Raw genomic sequence first — 19,988 nt, 5'->3', positions numbered from 1 at the left:
AAAAATGGGGGGATTACCCCAGTACCGTATCCCCTAATACTTTTCCTTGTCCATCTTTCATTCGCAGCGTTAGTTCAAGTGCACCAAACTCCGCATGGTCTAGAACCATATGGTTACCGCCATTATCGAGGGTAAATGAATAACCACAGTAGCCTTGGTTAATAAAGTTTGAGCTGGTATGTGTGATGCTCGCATAACGATGTTGCTCTTCAGCCAAACTAAATGCACTAACTGCCAATAGCCCTATCGCAAATAGGCTTTTTATCTTATTCATTACATTACCTTTTGTTATCTTATATCGTCCTCGCTACCGCAAGTGACGGTAGCGAGAATGTTATTTATTGTTGGTTGGTTTGCAATCCACCTTTAGTACGGTCTTTTTCTTTCCAGCGCGGTCGGTTCTTGCCTGAGAACTCTTTTTGCATACTCCAATATCCAATGGGGTAACGGGCTACAATCGTCCCACCAACACCAATATCGACCGAAGAGTACTGGCCATTATTAAAGGTTCCTTTTTGGACATAAGCGTTAGGGCTACAAGTGCCCGTATCGCGTTGTTGCCAGTTTCCGTCAGTTCTTGCCACGATATAAAAATCACCAAATGCGCAACCTGACGCGGATTTATGATTCAGTACAGCAACATAATGCTTGGTTGAGCCCACAATCCTACAGGTACTGTTTTGGTTTCCACACACTTGCCATAAGGTTTTACCGCCATCGCCTTTATATTCCCAAATGGTATTTTTAGGGGGGTGGCTGGTGGCAGAGGCGGGTGATGTCATCAACCACAGTGAGGCCAATACAGTTACAGTTACAACTACATATCTTTTCATTATAAATTCCTATCAACATAAATAGAAACGTCAGATTGACGCTTGATGAACACCGTCTAATGTGTGCTTGGTTTTCCCTGATATGGCGTATTCGGTGGTTATCTGGTGAATAAGGCATTCACAACAAAAATTGCTGATCATGGTTAATGTTATGGCTAGCGGTTTAATCGCATTGAAACCCAGTGACGAATTCGTCGATGAAGATAAAAGGCAATACCACTGGCGATAAGCAAATCAACCAGCAATATCGTGGTGGCTATATTTTCAGTAAAACCGTATAGCCAACCGGATGACATGATAATCAGTAGGCTAGAGAAGGCTAATCCGATAATGATGGACGAGATAATGGCAATTAATTTGGGGTTGAAATGGATTCTATAATCAATCCCCTTAAAGGCACTTAAAATCCACAAGCCTAATTGCGCCAAGAGTTGTGGGATAACCAAAGCCAAGAGATATAAAGCGAAGTACATCAATGTGATCCCATATGGGTTCATGATGAGGGCGATAAGCTGGAAATGTGTTAGCAATACCCCTGTGATCCAAAGACATAACAAGATACTGATAACGATAGCTATTCTCTCTAAACCCAGTTGTAAGTGTGAAACGGTGTTCATATTTTTAAGCTTCCTTATGTGATGATGAATTCACGGTATGGTGGTTATTTTGAATAGGCATGGCCCATTCGTGGCCGCAATCGCGGCACATCCAGCCCGTACCCCATGCAATGATGTCTTGCTCAGAAGAACAGTGGGGGCAATGTGTAGGATGTGATGCTGGTGGGGTTAATAACGTCATGGTCGGCTCCTTTCTTTGTGTGATGGAAGAGAGGTAAGTACTTGTGATATCAATCGAAAATGCGGTAAGGCTGCGATAAAACTGTTTTGTTGTGACAATTGCATCACTGTATGTTTCGGTGTGAAGGAGGTATTGAGCAGCTGAACTTGTTGGATATCCTCCAACAGCAAAACATGCACTTTCTGATGATATTCAGCCAGTAAATACCACTGGCCTTCACGGTAAATCAGTTGATAGGGTTGTAGTGGATTAAAACGACGCTCAGGTGTAAGTAAGCTAATAGATTGCTTACTGGTAATGGCATACACCAATTGATAGAAATGGTCGGCATGTAAAGCCGAAATCTTATGGGCGTGGTGCCAAATCAAACAGGGTGCATGGGGTTGTTGGGTTAACAGTAATCCCAGTAAGCGGCTGTCTAGCCCCGGAAACAATCGAGTCATTCCAATCTGTTTCACAAAGGTAAGAATATCTTTGTCTCGGTATGCTTTTAGCGTATTGATGGGCAAGCGATAGCAACCTTGCCGACCTTCTACACCTAGATAAGCCAAGCGTTCACGTAAATCCCGTTGTAACGTGCGTTCAGAAACATTGAATTCTTGGGCTAAACATGAGAGCACAAGGCTTTCTCCTGCCATTAAGCGGGCAATCAATGCAGAGAGTCGCACAGCCATGCGGTCATATTTTCGGTTGGTCTGAAACATAACGTATTGCTCTCAATAACAGACAGTTAGAAATTACAGGAGTGAGGGAGTTTAACTTAGGGGATTGACAGGTTATGTCTGTTGGGAAAAATTCTCATTAGGCATTTTAATGAAAAATCACTATAAGTAATTAATTGATAAATAAGCTTATGCTTTTTATTTGAACGATAAGAAAGCAAGGCATAACGACACAACCTGTCAGGGCAGGAAAATTAGTTGGGCTGGCGAGGGGCGAGTTGGTTAGATAAGGTATCCGCCATCACCCACAGGGCTTTATTGAGCTTGATATCGCCATCAATGCCATTGACGGCACGAGTACGGGCGCGTTTACCTTTTACACTACGACCTGATAACCCGCCCTTAATCAGGTTTTCTTGTAGACGTTGGTACACCGTCCACAGGTCTTCTTTTTTGTCCTCAAAACGGCGCGGTTGCAGAATCTGTTCCCGTGTTACGGGCTGATGTTCTTCGCCAAAGCGGTAGGTCAACGCCGCTTCAGCAAAGGCTTGCTGGGCGGGTGGAGGTAACAATAACGACTGCATACTTTCGCGTTTTTCAGCCACTTGCTCAAACGTATCGAGTACCTCATACGCCCCTTCAATCACTTTACCCACCACATCCCCTTTATGGGGTACACGCACTTCACCCAATACATCACCACACACCAAAGTAGGGTAGGCTGCCGACGAGTTACCATTATTGGTACTTTTTCGTCAGCCCCCCTCCGAACCGGACGTGCGACTTTCATCGCATCCGGCTCTCCAGTAACAACATTCCACAAACTAATCAGAGCGTTCCCTGATGAATAGCAACATGACAGGAATGACAGACAACGAGCGTTTTACGTCGTCGAGCTGCCATTCTTTTTTGTGATGCTGACGGTGTTCTGCCCCGTTTAATCAGATCTTTCAACGCGCGAACATGATGAACTTGGATGTTATCCGTTGCACCACAGAGTTCACAAGTTGAAGCAAGCATCGCTTTTAGTCGCTCAACTCGTCCATAAAACAGGCGATCCTTTTCATCTGAGAGGGTAATATTTCGGTAGTTATTGTCATAGGCTAAGGAGATCCCACCCCATGTTGCAATCAATGGTGGTTTGTCTATGCGTTCAACTCTGACCTGAAGGCATTTGTAAGATTTCCCATTGGGCATTAAACAACGTGTTCCATACTTTTGATAAAGCCGGCTGACCCACGTTTTATGTTTGTCAGCCAGTGTTAGCATTAAAGAATGCGCCATAATGCCTTTTAAACGGGACATCTTTATACTTCGGTCACAAGCAAGTTGATAATAGTTAGCTAAACCACGAAAACGTGTTTGGTAATTATGAACGATAGTGTAATCACTCTCCTCCAATAATTCCGGTCGTCTTCTGACTCGCCCTTTAAGAAGATAACGTGCGCTTTGTTTTGTCATGACATCTTTCGGTACAAGTAGCCGGATATGTCCATTGACGCTACGATATTTCTTATGGCGATAAGTGTCACACATACCTACCTGAATATCATAGCCGAGAAAACGTGCTTTACTCGTTCTTGCATGTGTGATTAACGTTTTCTCTTGAGAGACCTCAAGATTCAGCTCACGATGTAAGAAATGTGTTAATGCATGTTTAATTTCTTCAGCTTCTGACTTGGGTCCAGAAAAACCAAGAATAAAATCGTCGGCATAGCGAACATAACGTAATCGACGATAATGAGGGTCAAAGGGATCACCTGTTGGCAACGTTTGCTTCTTTTTACGTGCGGCACGAGCAATATCTAAGCGCCCCATTTTACGATTGTAATGTTCAATACCATGTTGAACCTCATATTCTCGGTTTCTGGTTCGTCTTTTTCCTTGGTTATATTTTGGCAATAAGACCTGCTCAACATAACAGTCAAGTTCATGAAGGTAAATATTGGACAGCAATGGGCTGATAATTCCACCTTGAGGCGTACCGCTCCACGTTTTATGGTAAGTCCATTCTTCCATATAACCGGCATGCAGTAATCGTTCAATCAGTCGAATAAATCGATTATCTTTGATACGTCGGCGCAACAAATTCAGTAAAATGCTGTGGTCAATGTTATCAAAACACCCTTTAATATCCCCTTCAATAAACCAAGACGATGCCGTCCATGTTTTAGCTATCACTGTCAGTGCAGTTTGACATCCCCGTTGAGAACGAAAGCCATGTGAATATGGGCTAAATTGAGGCTCGTAATAAGCCTCAAGGATCATACGCATCACTTCTTGTAAGAGTTTGTCACTCCATGTTGGTAAACCGAGTGGGCGCATTTTCCCGTTCTTTTTCTTGATATACACCCTTCTGGCAGGTGAAAATTGATACCTTTCATTGCGCAGACGATCAATGATGTCATTGATCTTTTTGAGTGACATACCGTCAACAGTTTCTTCGGTGATGCCTTTTGTCATTGCCCCTTTATTTCTGCCTATTTTAGCGTAAGCAGCAAGGTATAACTCAGGATTAAACAGCATCCGGTAGATCTGGTCTAAAGACTTACCTTCTGCACCTCGTTTGCGGATGATGCCTAAGATTGTTTTGGCGTTTCGCATCTCGCGTACCTCTCAATTTAAACATCGTTATTACCTGCCACCCTTCGCCATGTATCTGGCTTTCCCAGACTCGGACTACTACGGTGGCTCCGTTACCTTAGGGCTCGCGCCCCTTAGGCAATCCCGTATTTACACGGTAAGAAACGTACTAGCACAACTTAGGTGCCCTACTCATAACCTTGGTGCTCTCATTGGGCACGGCTTAACTGGGGAATGCTTGAGACGACAAACGGCATTTCGTCCGATCCAGTTATCATCGCTCTTGAACGTGGTAGCGATGGGGAGTGCCTTATCCCGCTTGGTTATTAGGGTTCAGGCAGTTTAGCTTTCACCATATTGTGCGGATCTCCCAGAGCAGCTCAGCCATACACGTTTTCTGGCTCTCTCCGGTTTATCACCATGCTATTGTTCCCTTAGTCTTTCGACTTCAGGTAAGGCGTTGATCCAGTGGTATTTCATTCCGACCACTCCTGATTAAATCAGGGATTTCTTACCGCGCCGACACGGCGCACCCGTTAGAGCACACGGCTCTAAAGAGTCCCGGCAACATTTGGTAGCTGCTGGAGCCATCATGGCTATTCAACAAAATAATTTCAGGGACTTGTACGCCTGTAATTTGGTCATGACGACGCAGGCGTAATAGATGCTTGGTGTGCTCTCGACGGCTAACATCGCGTACCCGAGTTTGGCAGGCAAAGAACGGGTAGAAGCCTTCTTTTTGCAGGCTATCTAACAAGGTGATGGTCGGGATATACGTATAGCGTTCACTACGAGAATCGTGTTTTTCTTCAGAAAACACACTCGGTACAGTACGGAATAACTCTTCAATGGTCAGTGGACGGTCTCGACGAATACTGTTAGCAGAGCCAAAACGCGAAGCTAATAAACTCATGATAGACTCCTGATTAATCAATTAAGTGGAAAATGGCAGCGGATTCAGAATGTTGTAGCGCATAGTCACGCAGCTGATAAAAGCGGTCGCACATCACTTCGCTTTTTGTTTGGAATGACCAGATGCTGTACAAGATCAGACACACCGCAATCCCTGCCGCTTCTTGGCTCACAGTGGCTTCGTTGCCATTGTGCATGTTGAATAGGGTTAAGCTGTCCACGTTGATATCGGGGTAGATAAAGGCGCCACCATTACTGAGCATCCCATACTCCCAGTAACCGCCATGATACTCATCACAGAACTGGCCCATCGTGGTGAAGATCACCACTTCAAAGGTGGCCCAACCTTTTACTGCACCAAAATGGTTGAACCAAAAATCAAGACGTTGCTCATCAGGGACTAATTCCATTGTGATAGCAGATTCAGTTGTGTTATTCATAAGTTGATACTCCAATAAAAAGAAATAAAAAAGCGCCAATCCCGTTAAGGACTGGCGCTTGATGTCATCAATGTTGTGTTAATTTAAGAAGTTAAAAGAACAGGCTCCACAGGGATTTAGCAACGGATACAATGCTGTTTTTGACTGTACCAATCGTACTTTTCATCAAGGCAGGTAGGGGAAGGATGTCTATCAGCGTATCGACGATATCACTGACGCATTGCCCAAAATCATTACGTGCCGAAGTTTCTACAGATTGCGTTCGATAAGGGAGGTTCAGTTGCCTGGCTACCCCGCTACTGGCCTGCGCTGGTAACGCCTGTATTAATTGCTCTGCTAATTCAGTGAGTTGAAAACCTTCTACCGCAGAGACTGTCATCACAGGGTGGTGCGGCTTGAATGCGGTTATCACAGCTTGTTGCTTCAATTCCAAGTTAGCTACTTGCTCAGAGGATGGTTGCTGGCACACTTCATCCCACTGGCGACAGGGCTCTATCTTGTCGGCTTGGTTCAGCACAAATAGAAATCGGCTTGGTTGATAACCACATTGCGCAGTGAGAAAGCGATAGAACTGCTCATCGGAAGACCATGCTCTGTCATCCGCTTTCAGTACCCAAATGATTAAATCCAGCTCTGGCAGTAAGTTACGGTACAGCGAGTGGTATTCGCGATCACGCTCAAGGCTTTCACCCACACCGGGTAAATCAATAAATGTCATCGTATGGCTGCCCATAGACATGGTGAAGCGTTGGGCTTGGCGGGTACAGCCAGAAACATCGCTAACAGGGGATAATGGCGACTGAAATAGTGCGTTGATCAGGCTGGATTTTCCGGCCCCGGTTTTCCCCATCAGACCTATGGTGGGGGAGTAGTCTATTAGGTGGTTTAGTCGATTGAAAAAAGAGGTTTTGAATGAATGAGGTAGAGTTGATAGGAGCGGTTTGAAATGAGAGAGCTGAGGCATGTTACTCCTTGAAATAAAAGAAAATTATAGTTATTCAAAGAGATAATATATATCTGAGATTTTTTGAAATAACCTGTTTAAAGGTGAGGTATCTCATCTTAACTATTTGTGTGATAATTTCACTGTTAAAACTTCATTGAATTTATACGCAGTCCTAATCAGGAGAGATTTAATTTGAAGAGCCATGATTTATTTTTGACTGAATGGAAAAATAATTTCGGGGGTAATTTTAATCTTGATGGGCCACTAACACCGAGCTACTTTTCATCATCGCTGAGACTTCTTTTTTTACTGAAAGAAACAAATGGAACAAAAGAAAACATCGATATCAGAGAAAGCATCTTAAACTCGTTGGATAATAAAAAGTCGAAATGGTCCCATGGGCATTCTTCAGTTCTTCGTCGTGTTGGGTTGTGGTCACAAGGCATATTAAATTATGGTGATAACATAACCTATGAAAATGCAAGAAAGAAAAGACTTGAAAGGTTGGTGTTTGAAAAAATAGCGTACATTAACATTATGAAGTCGTCAGGGAAAAATAGAACATCTGATAAAAAGCTTCGTGAGTTTGTTAAGAGTCATAAAACTGAAATTAAACAACAAATAGAGTTACTGAAGCCCAATATTGTTATATGTGGTGGGACATTTAGTGTGGTTAAAAATCACATTTTTTGCTCGATGGAGAAAATTAGTGACGAACTGTTTTGGTCGGAAGGAATATATTTTATCAAATCTTGCCACCCCGCATACTTTGGAGAAAAAGAGCGTGTTGTGTACCAACGAATTATAAAGAACTTTGAGATATATAAGCAGTGCGTTATTTAAAAAATTGAAATTAAATAATTTTTTAAATATTGAGTCTACTCAACAGCAGTATCGTGATAGATATAATTAGTTTGATTTAAATACATAATGAATCAGTGCTTCGATGAAGGCGCATTTTTTAGCGATGCAAGGTTTACATGGAATACCAATTCAAATCATACAGTCGGGGCAACAAGAGCAAAATAATTTCTGTTTACTGGGGCGTTGTTCTTGTTGTCATTTGGATAGCGTTCATGTATTGGTCAATAATATTAGGCCATAGAACAGTTATGTTTGAATGGTTTTCTCAATGGACTATTTCTATTGCGTTTGCTGCTATTGTAAGTGTAATTGGTGGAATTTGGAGCATTTTACGTCGTCCGTTAAAAAGCGCATTTAAAAATTTTCTATGGTCTGGGTTCGCTGGTTTTATGTTAATCGTTCCTGTGTTTGATGTGCTGACGTATTTACTAACAAACAAAACCATTCGCTACCAAACAGAGTATGAAATCACATCACCGGGACCTAGAACTAACCGATTTAGTCGATGTGACCACGGCATATGGATAAAAGAAACCTATACAGAGCAGTGGAAATTACTGTGTATCAGCAATCCAAAATCGAAAACCAAAGAAAACACAGGTATGGTATGGGTTACAACAAAAACAGGCCCTATGGGCGCATATATTGTTGATTACCAGTTTTCTACTTTTAACCCTGAGCGATGAATGCTGGGTTATAAAGGTTAATAGTATTTCAGCTTTAGCAGCTCAAAACCACTCGATTTTATGAGATAGCCTTTTTCAAGCCTGTTATGTATACATCATTAGCAGTTAGCTCAAAAATAACCGATACTATGCTACATGCAACAGCTGCTACATGTAGCAGCTGTTGCATAGGGATTGATAGGAGCTAAGATAAATCATCACTTATTTTTCATGATCTTTTCTCTTGCGATTAGTAATGCGCCACGTACAATTTCGTTTCGTTGATATCCACTTTCTGAAGTAACTACGAATGATAATATGTTAGGAAGTTGTTCCCCAAAGCATTTTAAATTTTTATACAATTCAGAAAGGCAATCAATACAATTATATAGTGTCGCTTCACTCAGAATTCCGATCAGATTATCATTTATTTCCTGTTTGGTTAAAACGTCATCCTTAATAATGAGCTCAGATAACTCTTCAATGGTAAGATTATTTTTATTATTGAGAATTGCGATGTTTAATTTTTTTAATGCCTGTTCAAGATTATCTAAAAGTCCATGGACTGATTGAGGGTAAATAGCACTTGAATCATAGTCTCCATAGTTGTTAATCTTATTAATTATTCGATTATATATCATGATTGAATGCAAAACAGTTTGATTGTTAGGGTCCTTAAGAATGGGGTTTTGAACAGTATAATTATTAGGGGGAGAAGGGTCCTGCGGGGCTGGAATGACTGTACGTATTTCATTGTACACGCCTTGATTTGTTAGAATAGGATTAATATATGATAATAATGTTCCATTTCTAATTTGAGTTCTTTCAAGTTTTATTTTCAATGCTAGATTGATAATAGCCATAGTTGAAGCTAAATAACCTAGTGGTAAATCTTCAAATGAAATCTGTTCAATAGATTTTTTTACTATATCTAACTTGTTTTTTTCTAAATTACTAAAGATAGAGTAAATCTGATAGTATGGTTCAAGTGAACGAATTATATTATATTCATCAAGATATTCTTTTAAATCTAATATGCTATTATCATCGCTTTCAAAGTAAATAAATTCATCTGAAAAATCATTGGGTTCGAAGTTTACTTCTGACTGATTTTCAAAGATGAATTGCTCAACATTGTTAAATATTCCATATAAGTAATCAGGAGCACATTCACACTTTGTTTTTTTACCACAATCAAAATCACAGTTACAATCAGGTATATTAATTTCTTCATGAAAAATCAAAGTGTATACGTAATCATAAAGTGACTCGTTGGTAAATAAATTAGCAATAAAGTTTGTTTTTTCATAAATATATTTATCTAGGAAAAATATAGGTTCTGAATTAGATACTTTATTTTCTATTAATTTTTTATAGTTTAAGGTAAGCAGGAAAAATAGATTTGTTTGTTTTTCAAATGATAATATTACTCTGATAGAGGTATAAGCCATTCTAAGTTTTTCAAATTTTTCATCTTCTGGAACTCCAATTTCCCTAGCTTCATTTTTACAATCATTAATTACTTTATTTATATTGTAAATTTTAGAGCTTGATGTTTTTTTTATGTTATTAATAGATGTTTCGATTTCATCTACATTAACAATTATTTTGAAGTCTAAATTTTTAATATACTGTTGTAGATAATTTCTTACTCCCTTAGATAGAGTCTCAAAATTGCTTTTTTTATTAGGGCAATGTTTACTCAATATAAAGTCATGGATATGACTATAAAAGTGTAATTGATTATTATTATTAGGATGGTTAAGAGTTTTATACATATCTAATGCAATAATTGCTGGTATTGTTGCTTGAGTATATTTTTTTAAAATTTCTTTTTTTTCCAAATTAGATATAACGTATTTTGCAATAAGCGCATTGTATAATTGCTCATATTTATAGAAAAACTCTTGCCTTTCAGTCCGACTAAATAGCTCTTCCTCATCTATTATTTTGAACAGTTTAAGATAAGTATCTTTCGGATTAATGTGGACATCATCATTCGTCTTCATTTTGAGATTGTCAGTTCTTGCAAAAAATTTCTGATGAAGCGAAAAATTAGCGAGTCTTCTTTGATTTGCTAAATTCAGACTATTATTCTTTTTATTTTTGTTTTCTTTGTTTTTTATTTCTTGGTTTTCTATTTTTTCGCCATCTAAAACTAAAATATCATAGGCAGTTAACATCAAATTAGCAAAAGTATGGGTACGCATGGCCCCCTCCAGTTGGTTTCCAATTTTTTACGGATACATACTGCCAGATGATATGGCAGATTAGAAACACTTAATAGCGTTGAACAGTGGAGAACGAAATGTTGAATCCAAAAGTAAATGTAAATCAATCAAACTCACCTATACGTATCCTGCGAATGACAGAGTTAACGGTAATGCTTGGCATATCCAGATCAAGTATCTATGAAAAGCTTAATCCTCGGTCGAAATACTACGATCAAGATTTTCCTAAGCCTATCAAGCTTGGTGCGGCATCGGTGGGATGGCAGTATGCATCTATTGAAAAATGGTTAGTTTCACGAATTGCTTAGTTAAATTAATAAAGGGTTATGAAATGTCTAAACAAAAAAAAGAACTGTGCTTCAAGCTAGATGTATTACCAAAATATTTTCAAGATTTGATCGTAGAGATCCATGCTAAAACAGGCGCAGTAGCTGAGGTTATTTTTCCTACAATGTTGGGCGTTATGGCTCAGTCCTGTCAGGATTTGTTCGATGTCAAATATAAAGGTGGGATACAGCATCCAGTATCTATCTTTAGCATCGTACTTGCTAGGTCTGGAATGAGAAAAACAACAGTATACCGCTTGTTGACGAAAGAGTTAGGGCAAATAGATAAAAAATTAGTGGAAGAGTTTGATGCTGAAAAAGCCATCTATGAACGTGAGAATATGATCTGGGAAAGTGCTCTTAGTGTATACCAGAAAAAATACCAAACAGCCTTGAAGTTAGGGGATGATGCTAATACAGCTGAAAATGAATTGGATAAACACATCTCAAAAAGACCAGTAAAACCAGTTAGAAAACGATTAATAATTAACGATACAACGAGTGAAGGGCTTGCAAAGGAATTAGGTTTGGGATATCCAGTAGTGATGCTTATGTCAGATGAGGCAGGGGAATTGTTTGATGGAAGTTTATTTCGAAAAACACCCCTGTTAAATGCACTTTGGTGTGGAGAGACAAAAAACGTCACTAGGGCATCTAGCGACGGTTTCACAATTAAAGATGCTCGCTTTGGAATAGTGCTATTGCTACAACCAATGTTATTTGACAAGTATTTAGATGCTAAAGGACAAAAAACTCGGGCGTCAGGCTTTTTACCTCGCTGCTTATTAGTTGATTTAGATAACATTCCATATTTAGCAGATATCAGTGTTCTAGCTCAGCCGGATGAATTAGTATTCAATGACTTTTCATTCATTTTAGTTAAACATTTAAAAGCAGGAATTGAGCGTAGAGAACGAAAGGAAGAGCGTATCTGTATTACTTTTGAACCAGAAGCTCAAGAAATATGGGATGAAAATCAAAAAAAGATACTAAAAGCGATGGAAAAAGGAGGGGAATTATACTCATATGATGATTATGCCGCACGGTTTATGGAGCATGCATCAAGAATAGCCGCAGTGATGCAAATATTTATAACACCGAATTCAACAATAGTGACTAAGGAAGTATTAGTATCTGCTTTACATATTACTGAGTGGTATCTTAATCACTTTATTGAAAAAGTAGATTATTTTAGGGAGCTTAGCGATACAGAAAAATTGGTGTTATGGCTAGAGGAACATTTAGTGGGCAATAAATCTTATGATTTTAGGCGAAATGATATTATTAAAAAAGGGCCATTTTGTCTTAGACGTTCGGATCGTTTAATACCTGCTTTAAAAAAGCTTGAAGATAACGATATGATTCAACAATTTGAGTTTGATGGGAAAAGCTACATCAGATTTATAGGGGCAAAAATGGAAGCAATGGAGCTTGCAAAAAGAATTAATTTACCTATAGAACAATATGCAGGCTTTGGATTGAGTAAGTTAAAAAGATTGATATAACTTCAGAGTAATTTTAGACATTTTCATTTAGTAATATTTTATTGGAGCCTAGGCGTATAGCGACTTTAAGCAATATTGCTATGTAAGTTTATTATTTATTCACACTGGTATATGTAATATACATTACATATTTAAATTATAACAAGATCAATTAATTATAACTCTTAATAGAGCTGTAAGTTATACGCATGAGTAATTTTTGAATTACCTGTTATTGGGTTATACGAGATTGATATTGGTGGAGATATTATGATGCCATTATATGAATTAACTAAAACTGAATTAAATAATCTGATTTTAGAAGCTAGTAATAAATATGGCTCTGAAATTGATGGTGCTATCTTATGTAAATCGTTAGCAGTGATATATGAAAGTTTAAAAAAACATAACCGAATATTCGCTATTCGTACAGATCTAAGGTTTGCACAAGACCATGTTCAAGATGAACCCGATTTACCTTTATGTTTCCAGCGAGTAGATGAAAAAGCGATTACTCGGTTTATAGAGTCATTGAAAAGTCAGCTTCGTGCAGACCATAAACGTTCAGGTAGAGCTGGTGAGCCGACGCTACCAGCCTACATTTGGGCAAAGGAGCGCAAGGAAAGTGAACATTATCACTATCACGTAGCTTTGTTGTTCAATGGCGAAGCTTATCGATACTTAGGTGATTATACAAATAGTGATGCTAATAACATGGCTATAAGGATTCAGAAGGCATGGTGTAGTGCATTAGGACTTGAGTTTCCTTATCATACACCACTAGCTGAATTTCATGAAAACCATTCATTTAGATTTAATAGGCACGATGCTCAGAATCGTAATTACAATTACCTTTATTTCTTATCACGAATAGCGTACTTAGCTAAAGTGAATACCAAGGAATTCAATACTGGCTATCGAAACTTTGGAACAAGTCAGATTTAGTTAAGAGGTGTTAGCTCAGACTTGAATTGACAGGCTTTGTTGGTAGAACATAACTAAACCTGACTGTCTGGTTTGAGCGATGAGTTTAAGTTAACCAATTGTTTTTTCATAACGCATACTATAGAGATAGTAGATCTAAGAAGCTCACAAGAATCATATTAGTTAAGTTTATTCAACATATACTCAGAAATTAACCCAACAGATTGAATAATACTAAGCGATTCATTTTGAGATAATGATGTAATGCAAAGTCTACCATGCCCTGTCCCCTCTCTATTACGAATCCTATTAATAGATAATGCAAGTTCAAATAAAGCACGTTCGTAATCCTTTATTGCTGGTTCATTAGCGGCTTTTGAATTATGGGGGGTAGCCATTTGTAGGGCCGCATAAGCTTGGCCAAACAGTGTTGGGAAATTGGTCTTAACTGGAATATTTGCACCAAATTTGGAATAAATTACATGTTTAGCTGTCGCCTCTAAAAGGTCTTTACCTGTACCAGATAATAATGCTGCATCTTCAACCCCTTTCTTAGCTCTATTTGCATATGACAGTAATGCAACTGTAAGATTTTTACCACTTAGAGTATCTAAGATTACCGCAGAAACATCTCCACTTTCAGAAAGAATATAATGTTCCGATTTAAACGCATCCATTGCATTTTGTATTTGCTCTGAACCAACGAAATTTGGTGATGACTCTCGAAATCCACCAACAGCTTTAATTTGAGACAATAGTAACGAAATCAATTTACTACCAGATTTTTGGTCATATTCAATAGCCCAGTTTAAAACGGCTGTTACCCTTTTAGCTTTTCCAACTGCTAATCCTTGATTTTTAGGGTCAGCAGTGATCAATCCAGCCCTTATAAATTGAACTTCTAGATCGTTATGAGTAGGTTGGCGGGATACGACTTGAGCATCATCTACAAGTTTTGCTATAGCAATTATAATTGAATCTGTTATAGGAAGTTCCATTTAGCCTCTCTAAACTGGTATTTTGAATAGTTATTTACGAACCAAATCGTAAAACAGTCTGTTGATGATAGCCTATTATCTCTTTCATCCACACTAGCATCCAATTATTGCGAATAAAGCCTGTTTTCGGCACGTAACACTAGAAAGTAATAACGATGTAGCTAGTTTGGTCGAATTAAGGACGTTAGTGGGCAATAATAGATACAGCCGATTAACTTGTTAATTACTATGTCTGCCGATACATGAATTGACAAAGCCTAGACCAAAGCTTGTAAAGCTATATTGCCCGCTGTTATAAGAAACTTTATCTAGATGTGAATTAAGATTGCATATTTCTTTTGTTTTCTCAGATAAGAAAATTCTTTCATGCTCTTCCTTTGAGAAAGAAGTTCCTGATGTTGGTGTTAACAGACCTAGCCGTTTTAAGTTGGAGAAATACATAATGGAGTTTTTGGGGGTAGCACAGCAAGCGTCCTCACAAATTAAGTTTACTTCCGATATTATTGATTTAACACTAAAGTTACTACCTTCCGAATCTTGTTGGACTATATCAATAGTTGGTGCATGGCCTTTTCTATGGTTTTCTTTATTAAACATAAATCGAAGGATCCGAGCTTCATCTGGCTGGAGCTGCTTGATTATTTCGATGTATGCAGGGTGAGCAATTCCTGAAGTTTTCTTGTCTAGGCTTGCCGATATTAGGTTAGAAAATAGGCGCTGTATTTCATCTTCATTGATTGCAAATTTTGCTTCATCTAGAGCCTGAAGAGCGACCCTTGGTTGATTGAATGAAATTTGCTCGGGTGGTAATAATGCAAGATTCTGAGCTGTCATTCGCAAAACATTTGTCACAGCATGAACGCTATCTTCTAATAGGAAAACTCCCGAGTTTACCATTCTAGCAATAGAGACTAATCCCTTTGATAATTCTTTAGCAAAAGGGCTCAGTGCATCTTCATAAACCGGAACTGCGAGCTTTTCGACTATTACTTTCGTATTATCATCTATCATCTTGCCTCCAATGCATAATATCTAATTTTGCCTGTATTAATATGTGGTCTGTTTTTACTGTAGCTAAAATGATCCGCAGGTCAAATGTCCTACACAACGATTAGCTTGGCGCCACGCACTGTAACTCTAAGAATTTGGATATATCATCATCAGATAGAGATTCTGCTGCAATCGATTCATTCATATCTGCAATTGGGGAACAAGGCCTAAGATTTGGCATCACGAAGCGCCCACCGTGCAAATACAAGAGAATAGCTTGGCTTAGCTGAACAATGTTTGTCCATCGGTCCATTAGATGGAGGAATATGAGGAGCTTAGTTGTTTCTATGTCGATAGTATCGCCCATTTTTCCCCTACGAGCTGGTGAATTCTCAATAATTACCGATAGTACATCTGTCGTATTAGCTCGATTGAAGGACCGTATTTCAGCCTGAAGCATAAACAGTGATTGATATATAGGTGTTTCGACGAAACCATTAACATTCTGATCGAAATGCAGGAAATAATCTGTCTCTAGTGCTCGGGCGACTATTTGACTCTGAAACCGAGCATTCAATAGGTGTAAACCAAATATTGATATTCTTTGCCAGAGCTTACTGGAAATCACTGTTCGCTGATTTTTACTGTCTTCAAATATAATGTTATTCTCTTCATGAAATCTCACAACAGTATTCATTGGGGAATATATAGCATCCTCTTTGATTTTTACTAGTCCCGACTTAAGAATCTCTGTCAATTCACGAACCAAGAGCCGCCTAAATGCAAGATTATCAACGGGTAGTCCAGTTAAAACTTGAGACTGAACAACATCCCAAATGTCACGAAAGTTGGAAAACGTATGTATCCAATTACCCGTAGGAAGTGGGGAACCGTCCCTAAGTGCTTTTTTCGTTTCTGCGTTTCGACCAACTTCATTGATAAAATTAGTAAGTGTTTGTGCATCAGAAGCGAATTTGTTCGGGGCATTAAGTAAACGCTGGCTAACAGTAATGTCAAGAGCTTCTTCCTGTAATAGTTTTTTCAACTCATTGCGTTGCTCTCGGAATTGCCATACTTCACTCCTAACAAAGCTAAGAATCTTCATTTTTCCTTGCTTATGAAGCTCGTACGCTAGCTGATATTCCTTTTGAGTAATACTAATTTTGTTTGCTTCGTCAAACCAGCCACCAACACGACTGCCAATTAAAAGGATAAAATAGTCGGCTTTTTTTAGGGCTGTTAAACATGCATCATAGCTATGCTGATCCAATGGTTTAGGAAAGTCGTTGAACTCAGATGCAAAGACGGTTGCCCCTTGCTCCTCGAGACAATACTTTAATGCGGACCTCAGGTCTCTGAAATCGTAAATGGTCGAGGAGATGAAAAAAGTAGGACGGCTCATTTTGATACTCAACACTTATTCGACGGAATGATCCATATTGAAACACAGATTTTTCTGTCTTTGTTAATTTAATATACGGAACATTACATTACTTTCGTAAAGCTTACAATAAGTTGTGGGTTCATTTAGTATTTGTGATCGTAACTAATACAGGTTAATTTATTTAGCAAGTGCCAGTGGTATCCAGATAATAATTGATATTATTTAAACGCCAATAATTTGGCATTTGGGTGGCTATATTTGGCACAAAGCTGATATGTTTATGGCGTATAGCTCAGCGTTGTTGTTGTACCAGCTCAGATTTGAGCTGGTACACAAATTACCCGACTAGCGATATCCCTCTTATCCCGCCTTCAATAATACTTCCCTTATCTGCCTCCTCAATAAAATCAGCCCACCATTGCATCAGAGGGCGTCTTTGCTCTAGGTAGTCACTACGATTGTAGGCGCGTCTAACTTCATTTTTATCAACGTGGGCGAGGGCGGCTTCAATCACATCTGGTGGGAAGCCTTGCTCATTGAGAGCGGTACTCGCAATTGAGCGAAGACCGTGTGAAACAAGTACACCTCCGAATCCAGCGCGTTTTAGTGCAGCATTGACGGTTTGGCTATTCATTGGCTGGGTAGGTTTGATACGGCTAGGAAAGATAAACTCACGATTACCACTTAATGGTTTCATTAGCTCTAAGATAGCTAAAGCAGCGTCAGATAACGGAACGGTATGTTCGCGATTCATTTTCATTCTAGCAGCGGGTATCTTCCATTCCTTGGTTTCAAAGTTGATTTCGTCCCAACGAGCTTCAGCGGCTTCGGCAGGGCGAGAGATGGTAAGCAGCTGCCACATAAACAAGCATCGAGTAGATAGGCTAATACTAGCTGTACGCATTGTCTGCATGAGTTTTGGCAGCTGATCTGGGGGAATACTTGGCATATTCTTTTTCTTGGGTTTTTCAAAAGCTTTACCAATGTTGATACTTGGTACGGCATCAATTAAGCCAGTATTTTGAGCGTAGATCATCACTTCGTTGATACGCTGGCAAAGGCGGCGAACGGTTTCTAATGCACCTCTAGCTTGAACGGGCTGTATTGCTTGAACCAATATATGGGCTTTGATATCGGTAACGCTGATATCACCTATAGCGGGAAAGACATCTCGTTCAAGTGAGCGCCAAATATCATTACCGTAGTCTTCGGTTACGGTGGACTTCTTCACTTCCCACCAACGTTCAGCGACAAGTTGAAAGGTATTGGTTTTAGCCTCTTGAGAGTTTTTTATTTGATCTTTCTGATATTCTTGAGGGTCAATATCTTTTGCCAGTAATGAGCGAGACTCTGCTCTAAGTTTTCTAGCATCTGAAAGTGTGACAGCAGGGTAGGCCCCAAAACTTTGTTTGGTCCTTTGTTTTGTATAAGGACGGTAGTAACGGAATTGCCATAACTTGCTTCCGCTAGATTTGATTAGCAGTGTGAGTCCATCACCATCATACAGCTGATAGTCCTTGTCCTGTGGTTTAGCTGCTTTGATTTCGGTATCGGTTAATGGCTTAGTTTTTCTTGCCATGAAAAATCTCCATGCGTTTAGGCCCAACAAAGATGTTAGTTCTTTTCGTTGGGCCTATCAATGGGCCTAAAGGAATTAGCTTGGGTAGGATAAAATAGGACAGCGTAGGACATAAAAAAGCCCGCAACTCATTGAGTTAGCGGGCTTTTCAGTCTTCTTTGGACGTCCTTAGAAGATAATTTGGTGGAGCTGGCGGGAGTTGAACCCGCGTCCGAAATTTCTACACCTTCGGTACTACATGCTTAGTCTGGTCTTTACATTCGCTTGCCAGCTGCGGACAGACACGCCACTAACAAACTAGCCCGATTCGTTTTAATGCTTTCTCCCCGGGCAGGAAGTCCACACGATCTCTTTTGGGTTTGACCTCTCTTGATCCCCGTCCTAAGAGCGGAGGCTAGGGAGAGAAGGCTCTGAGCAGGTTATTAAGCTGCTAAAGCGTAGTTTTCGTCGTTTGCGACTATTTTTTTGCGGCTTTTATCGTGGCCAACCGCCCCACGGCATGCACCTTGGGTTTCGCAAATCCCGTCGAATCCAGAATCAGCCCCAAGTTGTGAAACACAGTATATCAGAAAATCAGTACGGAATACCAGTACTTAACGCCCTGCGTGCTTCATAATTCTTGCTTTGTCTAATTTCCACTCACGTTCGCGGATGTCATCGCGTTTGTCGTGTTCTTTCTTACCTTTGGCAATGCCGATTTTGACTTTGCACCAGGCGTTTTTCCAGTACAGCGACAGTGCGACCACGGTGTGTCCGTCACGGTTGATTTTGCCGTACAGGCTGTCCAGTTCACGCTGGTTGAGCAGCAGTTTGCGTGTCCGGGTCGGATCGCAGACAACGTGGGATGATGCCACGCTGAGCGGTGTGAAGTTGGCACCAAACAGGAAAGCTTCGCCGTCACGGAGGATGACGTAGCTGTCCCCCAGGTTGGCTTTACCTGCACGTAATGATTTGACTTCCCAGCCCTGCAGCGCCAGACCGGCTTCTATCTCTTCTTCGATAAAGTAGTCGTGGCGGGCGCGTTTATTCAGCGCGATGGTGGCAGAGCCTGGTTTGTGAGCTTTTTTCTTTGTCATAATGTTCACTATTATACGTTATGCACACCCGAAATAAATTGCTTATTTATCCGTCGCACGGTAAATGCTGATATTTTAAGCGCCGTTACGGGTTTTCTGTCCCTGTACGCTGTTTTTAACATGTCAGCGGGATTTGGCAAGTGCTTTTTGTGACAAACATCTTTGTTGTCATTAAGATACATTCTGTCATCAGTACGTGCCGCATTGTGCATTTATCTCCGCGCTGCAGCACAGTATAATACGATTTGACAGGCGGCGATAATTTCCGCCGTTTCGTGATTTTTGACCGCAGG

Annotated in this window: 18 protein-coding genes, 1 other RNA gene and 2 pseudogenes; 5 read left to right on the top strand and 16 right to left on the bottom strand. The window is 39.8% G+C overall.

From position 1 onward, the window contains the following. Positions 1 to 13: 13 nt before the first annotated feature. The 9 genes and pseudogenes from U868_RS0111130 to U868_RS0111090 all read right to left on the bottom strand — a co-directional run bounded on the left by U868_RS0111130 (position 14) and on the right by U868_RS0111090 (position 7,192). Entirely contained in the window at positions 14 to 274 is a 261-nt protein-coding gene (locus tag U868_RS0111130; protein WP_025153364.1) for a hypothetical protein, read from the bottom strand. 64 nt (positions 275 to 338) lie between these two features. Further along, on the bottom strand, positions 339 to 833 hold the full coding sequence (locus U868_RS0111125; RefSeq protein ID WP_025153363.1) for a hypothetical protein: 495 nt from the start codon (positions 831 to 833) through the stop codon (positions 339 to 341). 155 nt (positions 834 to 988) lie between these two features. Then, positions 989 to 1,450, bottom strand: coding sequence for a hypothetical protein (locus tag U868_RS0111120; protein ID WP_025153362.1), 462 nt, complete (start codon positions 1,448 to 1,450; stop codon positions 989 to 991). A gap of 177 nt (positions 1,451 to 1,627) precedes the next feature. Then, positions 1,628 to 2,335, bottom strand: a complete 708-nt coding sequence (locus U868_RS0111115) for a helix-turn-helix transcriptional regulator (RefSeq protein WP_025153361.1) — start codon at positions 2,333 to 2,335, stop codon at positions 1,628 to 1,630. A 212-nt stretch (positions 2,336 to 2,547) separates the two neighbouring features. Continuing rightward, positions 2,548 to 3,003 (bottom strand): annotated as a pseudogene (locus U868_RS0111110) (DUF932 domain-containing protein); the annotation flags it as partial. Between the two features lie 118 nt (positions 3,004 to 3,121). Further along, positions 3,122 to 4,897, bottom strand: coding sequence for a reverse transcriptase/maturase family protein (locus U868_RS0111105; protein ID WP_025153359.1), 1,776 nt, complete (start codon positions 4,895 to 4,897; stop codon positions 3,122 to 3,124). Between the two features lie 511 nt (positions 4,898 to 5,408). Further along, positions 5,409 to 5,789: pseudogene (locus tag U868_RS24550) on the bottom strand (DUF932 domain-containing protein); the annotation flags it as partial. Between the two features lie 13 nt (positions 5,790 to 5,802). Further along, positions 5,803 to 6,228: an antirestriction protein gene (locus U868_RS0111095; RefSeq protein WP_025153358.1), complete on the bottom strand. Its 426-nt coding sequence runs from the start codon at positions 6,226 to 6,228 to the stop codon at positions 5,803 to 5,805. A 91-nt stretch (positions 6,229 to 6,319) separates the two neighbouring features. Then, positions 6,320 to 7,192: a GTPase family protein gene (locus U868_RS0111090; RefSeq protein WP_025153357.1), complete on the bottom strand. Its 873-nt coding sequence runs from the start codon at positions 7,190 to 7,192 to the stop codon at positions 6,320 to 6,322. Positions 7,193 to 7,366: 174 nt separating this feature from the next. On the opposite strand from U868_RS0111090, the gene U868_RS0111085 reads away from it, so the two are divergent. Both U868_RS0111085 and U868_RS0111080 read left to right on the top strand, forming a co-directional pair. Then, the gene (locus U868_RS0111085; RefSeq protein ID WP_025153356.1) at positions 7,367 to 8,017 is read left to right on the top strand and encodes a hypothetical protein; all 651 of its coding nucleotides are present in this window, start codon (positions 7,367 to 7,369) and stop codon (positions 8,015 to 8,017) included. A 137-nt stretch (positions 8,018 to 8,154) separates the two neighbouring features. Continuing rightward, entirely contained in the window at positions 8,155 to 8,724 is a 570-nt protein-coding gene (locus tag U868_RS0111080; protein WP_025153355.1) for a hypothetical protein, read from the top strand. A 197-nt stretch (positions 8,725 to 8,921) separates the two neighbouring features. Here U868_RS0111080 and U868_RS0111075 read toward each other — a convergent pair whose 3' ends face one another. Beyond that, positions 8,922 to 10,913 (bottom strand): hypothetical protein, encoded by a 1,992-nt coding sequence (locus U868_RS0111075; RefSeq protein WP_029991039.1) that lies wholly within the window; start codon positions 10,911 to 10,913, stop codon positions 8,922 to 8,924. A 98-nt stretch (positions 10,914 to 11,011) separates the two neighbouring features. Between U868_RS0111075 and U868_RS24545 the strand changes: the two genes are divergently transcribed. The 3 genes from U868_RS24545 (at position 11,012) to U868_RS0111065 (ending at position 13,689) form a co-directional block, all read left to right on the top strand. Then, positions 11,012 to 11,242, top strand: a complete 231-nt coding sequence (locus tag U868_RS24545) for an AlpA family phage regulatory protein (RefSeq protein ID WP_071997708.1) — start codon at positions 11,012 to 11,014, stop codon at positions 11,240 to 11,242. Positions 11,243 to 11,265: 23 nt separating this feature from the next. Next, on the top strand, positions 11,266 to 12,765 hold the full coding sequence (locus tag U868_RS0111070; protein WP_025153353.1) for a YfjI family protein: 1,500 nt from the start codon (positions 11,266 to 11,268) through the stop codon (positions 12,763 to 12,765). A gap of 249 nt (positions 12,766 to 13,014) precedes the next feature. Next, positions 13,015 to 13,689, top strand: coding sequence for an inovirus Gp2 family protein (locus U868_RS0111065; protein WP_025153352.1), 675 nt, complete (start codon positions 13,015 to 13,017; stop codon positions 13,687 to 13,689). Positions 13,690 to 13,847: 158 nt separating this feature from the next. On the opposite strand, the gene U868_RS0111060 is transcribed toward U868_RS0111065, so the two are convergent. From U868_RS0111060 to smpB, 6 genes are all read right to left on the bottom strand, one after another. Continuing rightward, positions 13,848 to 14,666 (bottom strand): abortive infection family protein, encoded by an 819-nt coding sequence (locus U868_RS0111060; RefSeq protein WP_025153351.1) that lies wholly within the window; start codon positions 14,664 to 14,666, stop codon positions 13,848 to 13,850. Between the two features lie 219 nt (positions 14,667 to 14,885). Beyond that, positions 14,886 to 15,677: a DUF4393 domain-containing protein gene (locus tag U868_RS0111055; RefSeq protein ID WP_025153350.1), complete on the bottom strand. Its 792-nt coding sequence runs from the start codon at positions 15,675 to 15,677 to the stop codon at positions 14,886 to 14,888. Positions 15,678 to 15,777: 100 nt separating this feature from the next. After that, positions 15,778 to 17,058, bottom strand: coding sequence for a DUF4062 domain-containing protein (locus tag U868_RS0111050; protein WP_025153349.1), 1,281 nt, complete (start codon positions 17,056 to 17,058; stop codon positions 15,778 to 15,780). Between the two features lie 319 nt (positions 17,059 to 17,377). Beyond that, positions 17,378 to 18,619 carry an integrase gene (locus U868_RS0111045; protein WP_025153348.1) on the bottom strand — a complete coding sequence of 414 codons (1,242 nt, stop codon included), beginning with the start codon at positions 18,617 to 18,619 and terminating at the stop codon, positions 17,378 to 17,380. Between the two features lie 181 nt (positions 18,620 to 18,800). Next, positions 18,801 to 19,164: a transfer-messenger RNA gene (ssrA, locus tag U868_RS24540) on the bottom strand. Between the two features lie 48 nt (positions 19,165 to 19,212). Next, positions 19,213 to 19,695 carry an SsrA-binding protein SmpB gene (gene smpB / locus U868_RS0111040; protein WP_025153347.1) on the bottom strand — a complete coding sequence of 161 codons (483 nt, stop codon included), beginning with the start codon at positions 19,693 to 19,695 and terminating at the stop codon, positions 19,213 to 19,215. Positions 19,696 to 19,988: the final 293 nt, after the last annotated feature.

The organism is Morganella morganii H1r (assembly GCF_000633515.1).
In the GTDB taxonomy this organism is placed as follows: domain Bacteria; phylum Pseudomonadota; class Gammaproteobacteria; order Enterobacterales; family Enterobacteriaceae; genus Morganella; species Morganella morganii_B.
This window is presented reverse-complemented; position numbering and strand designations above follow the sequence as displayed.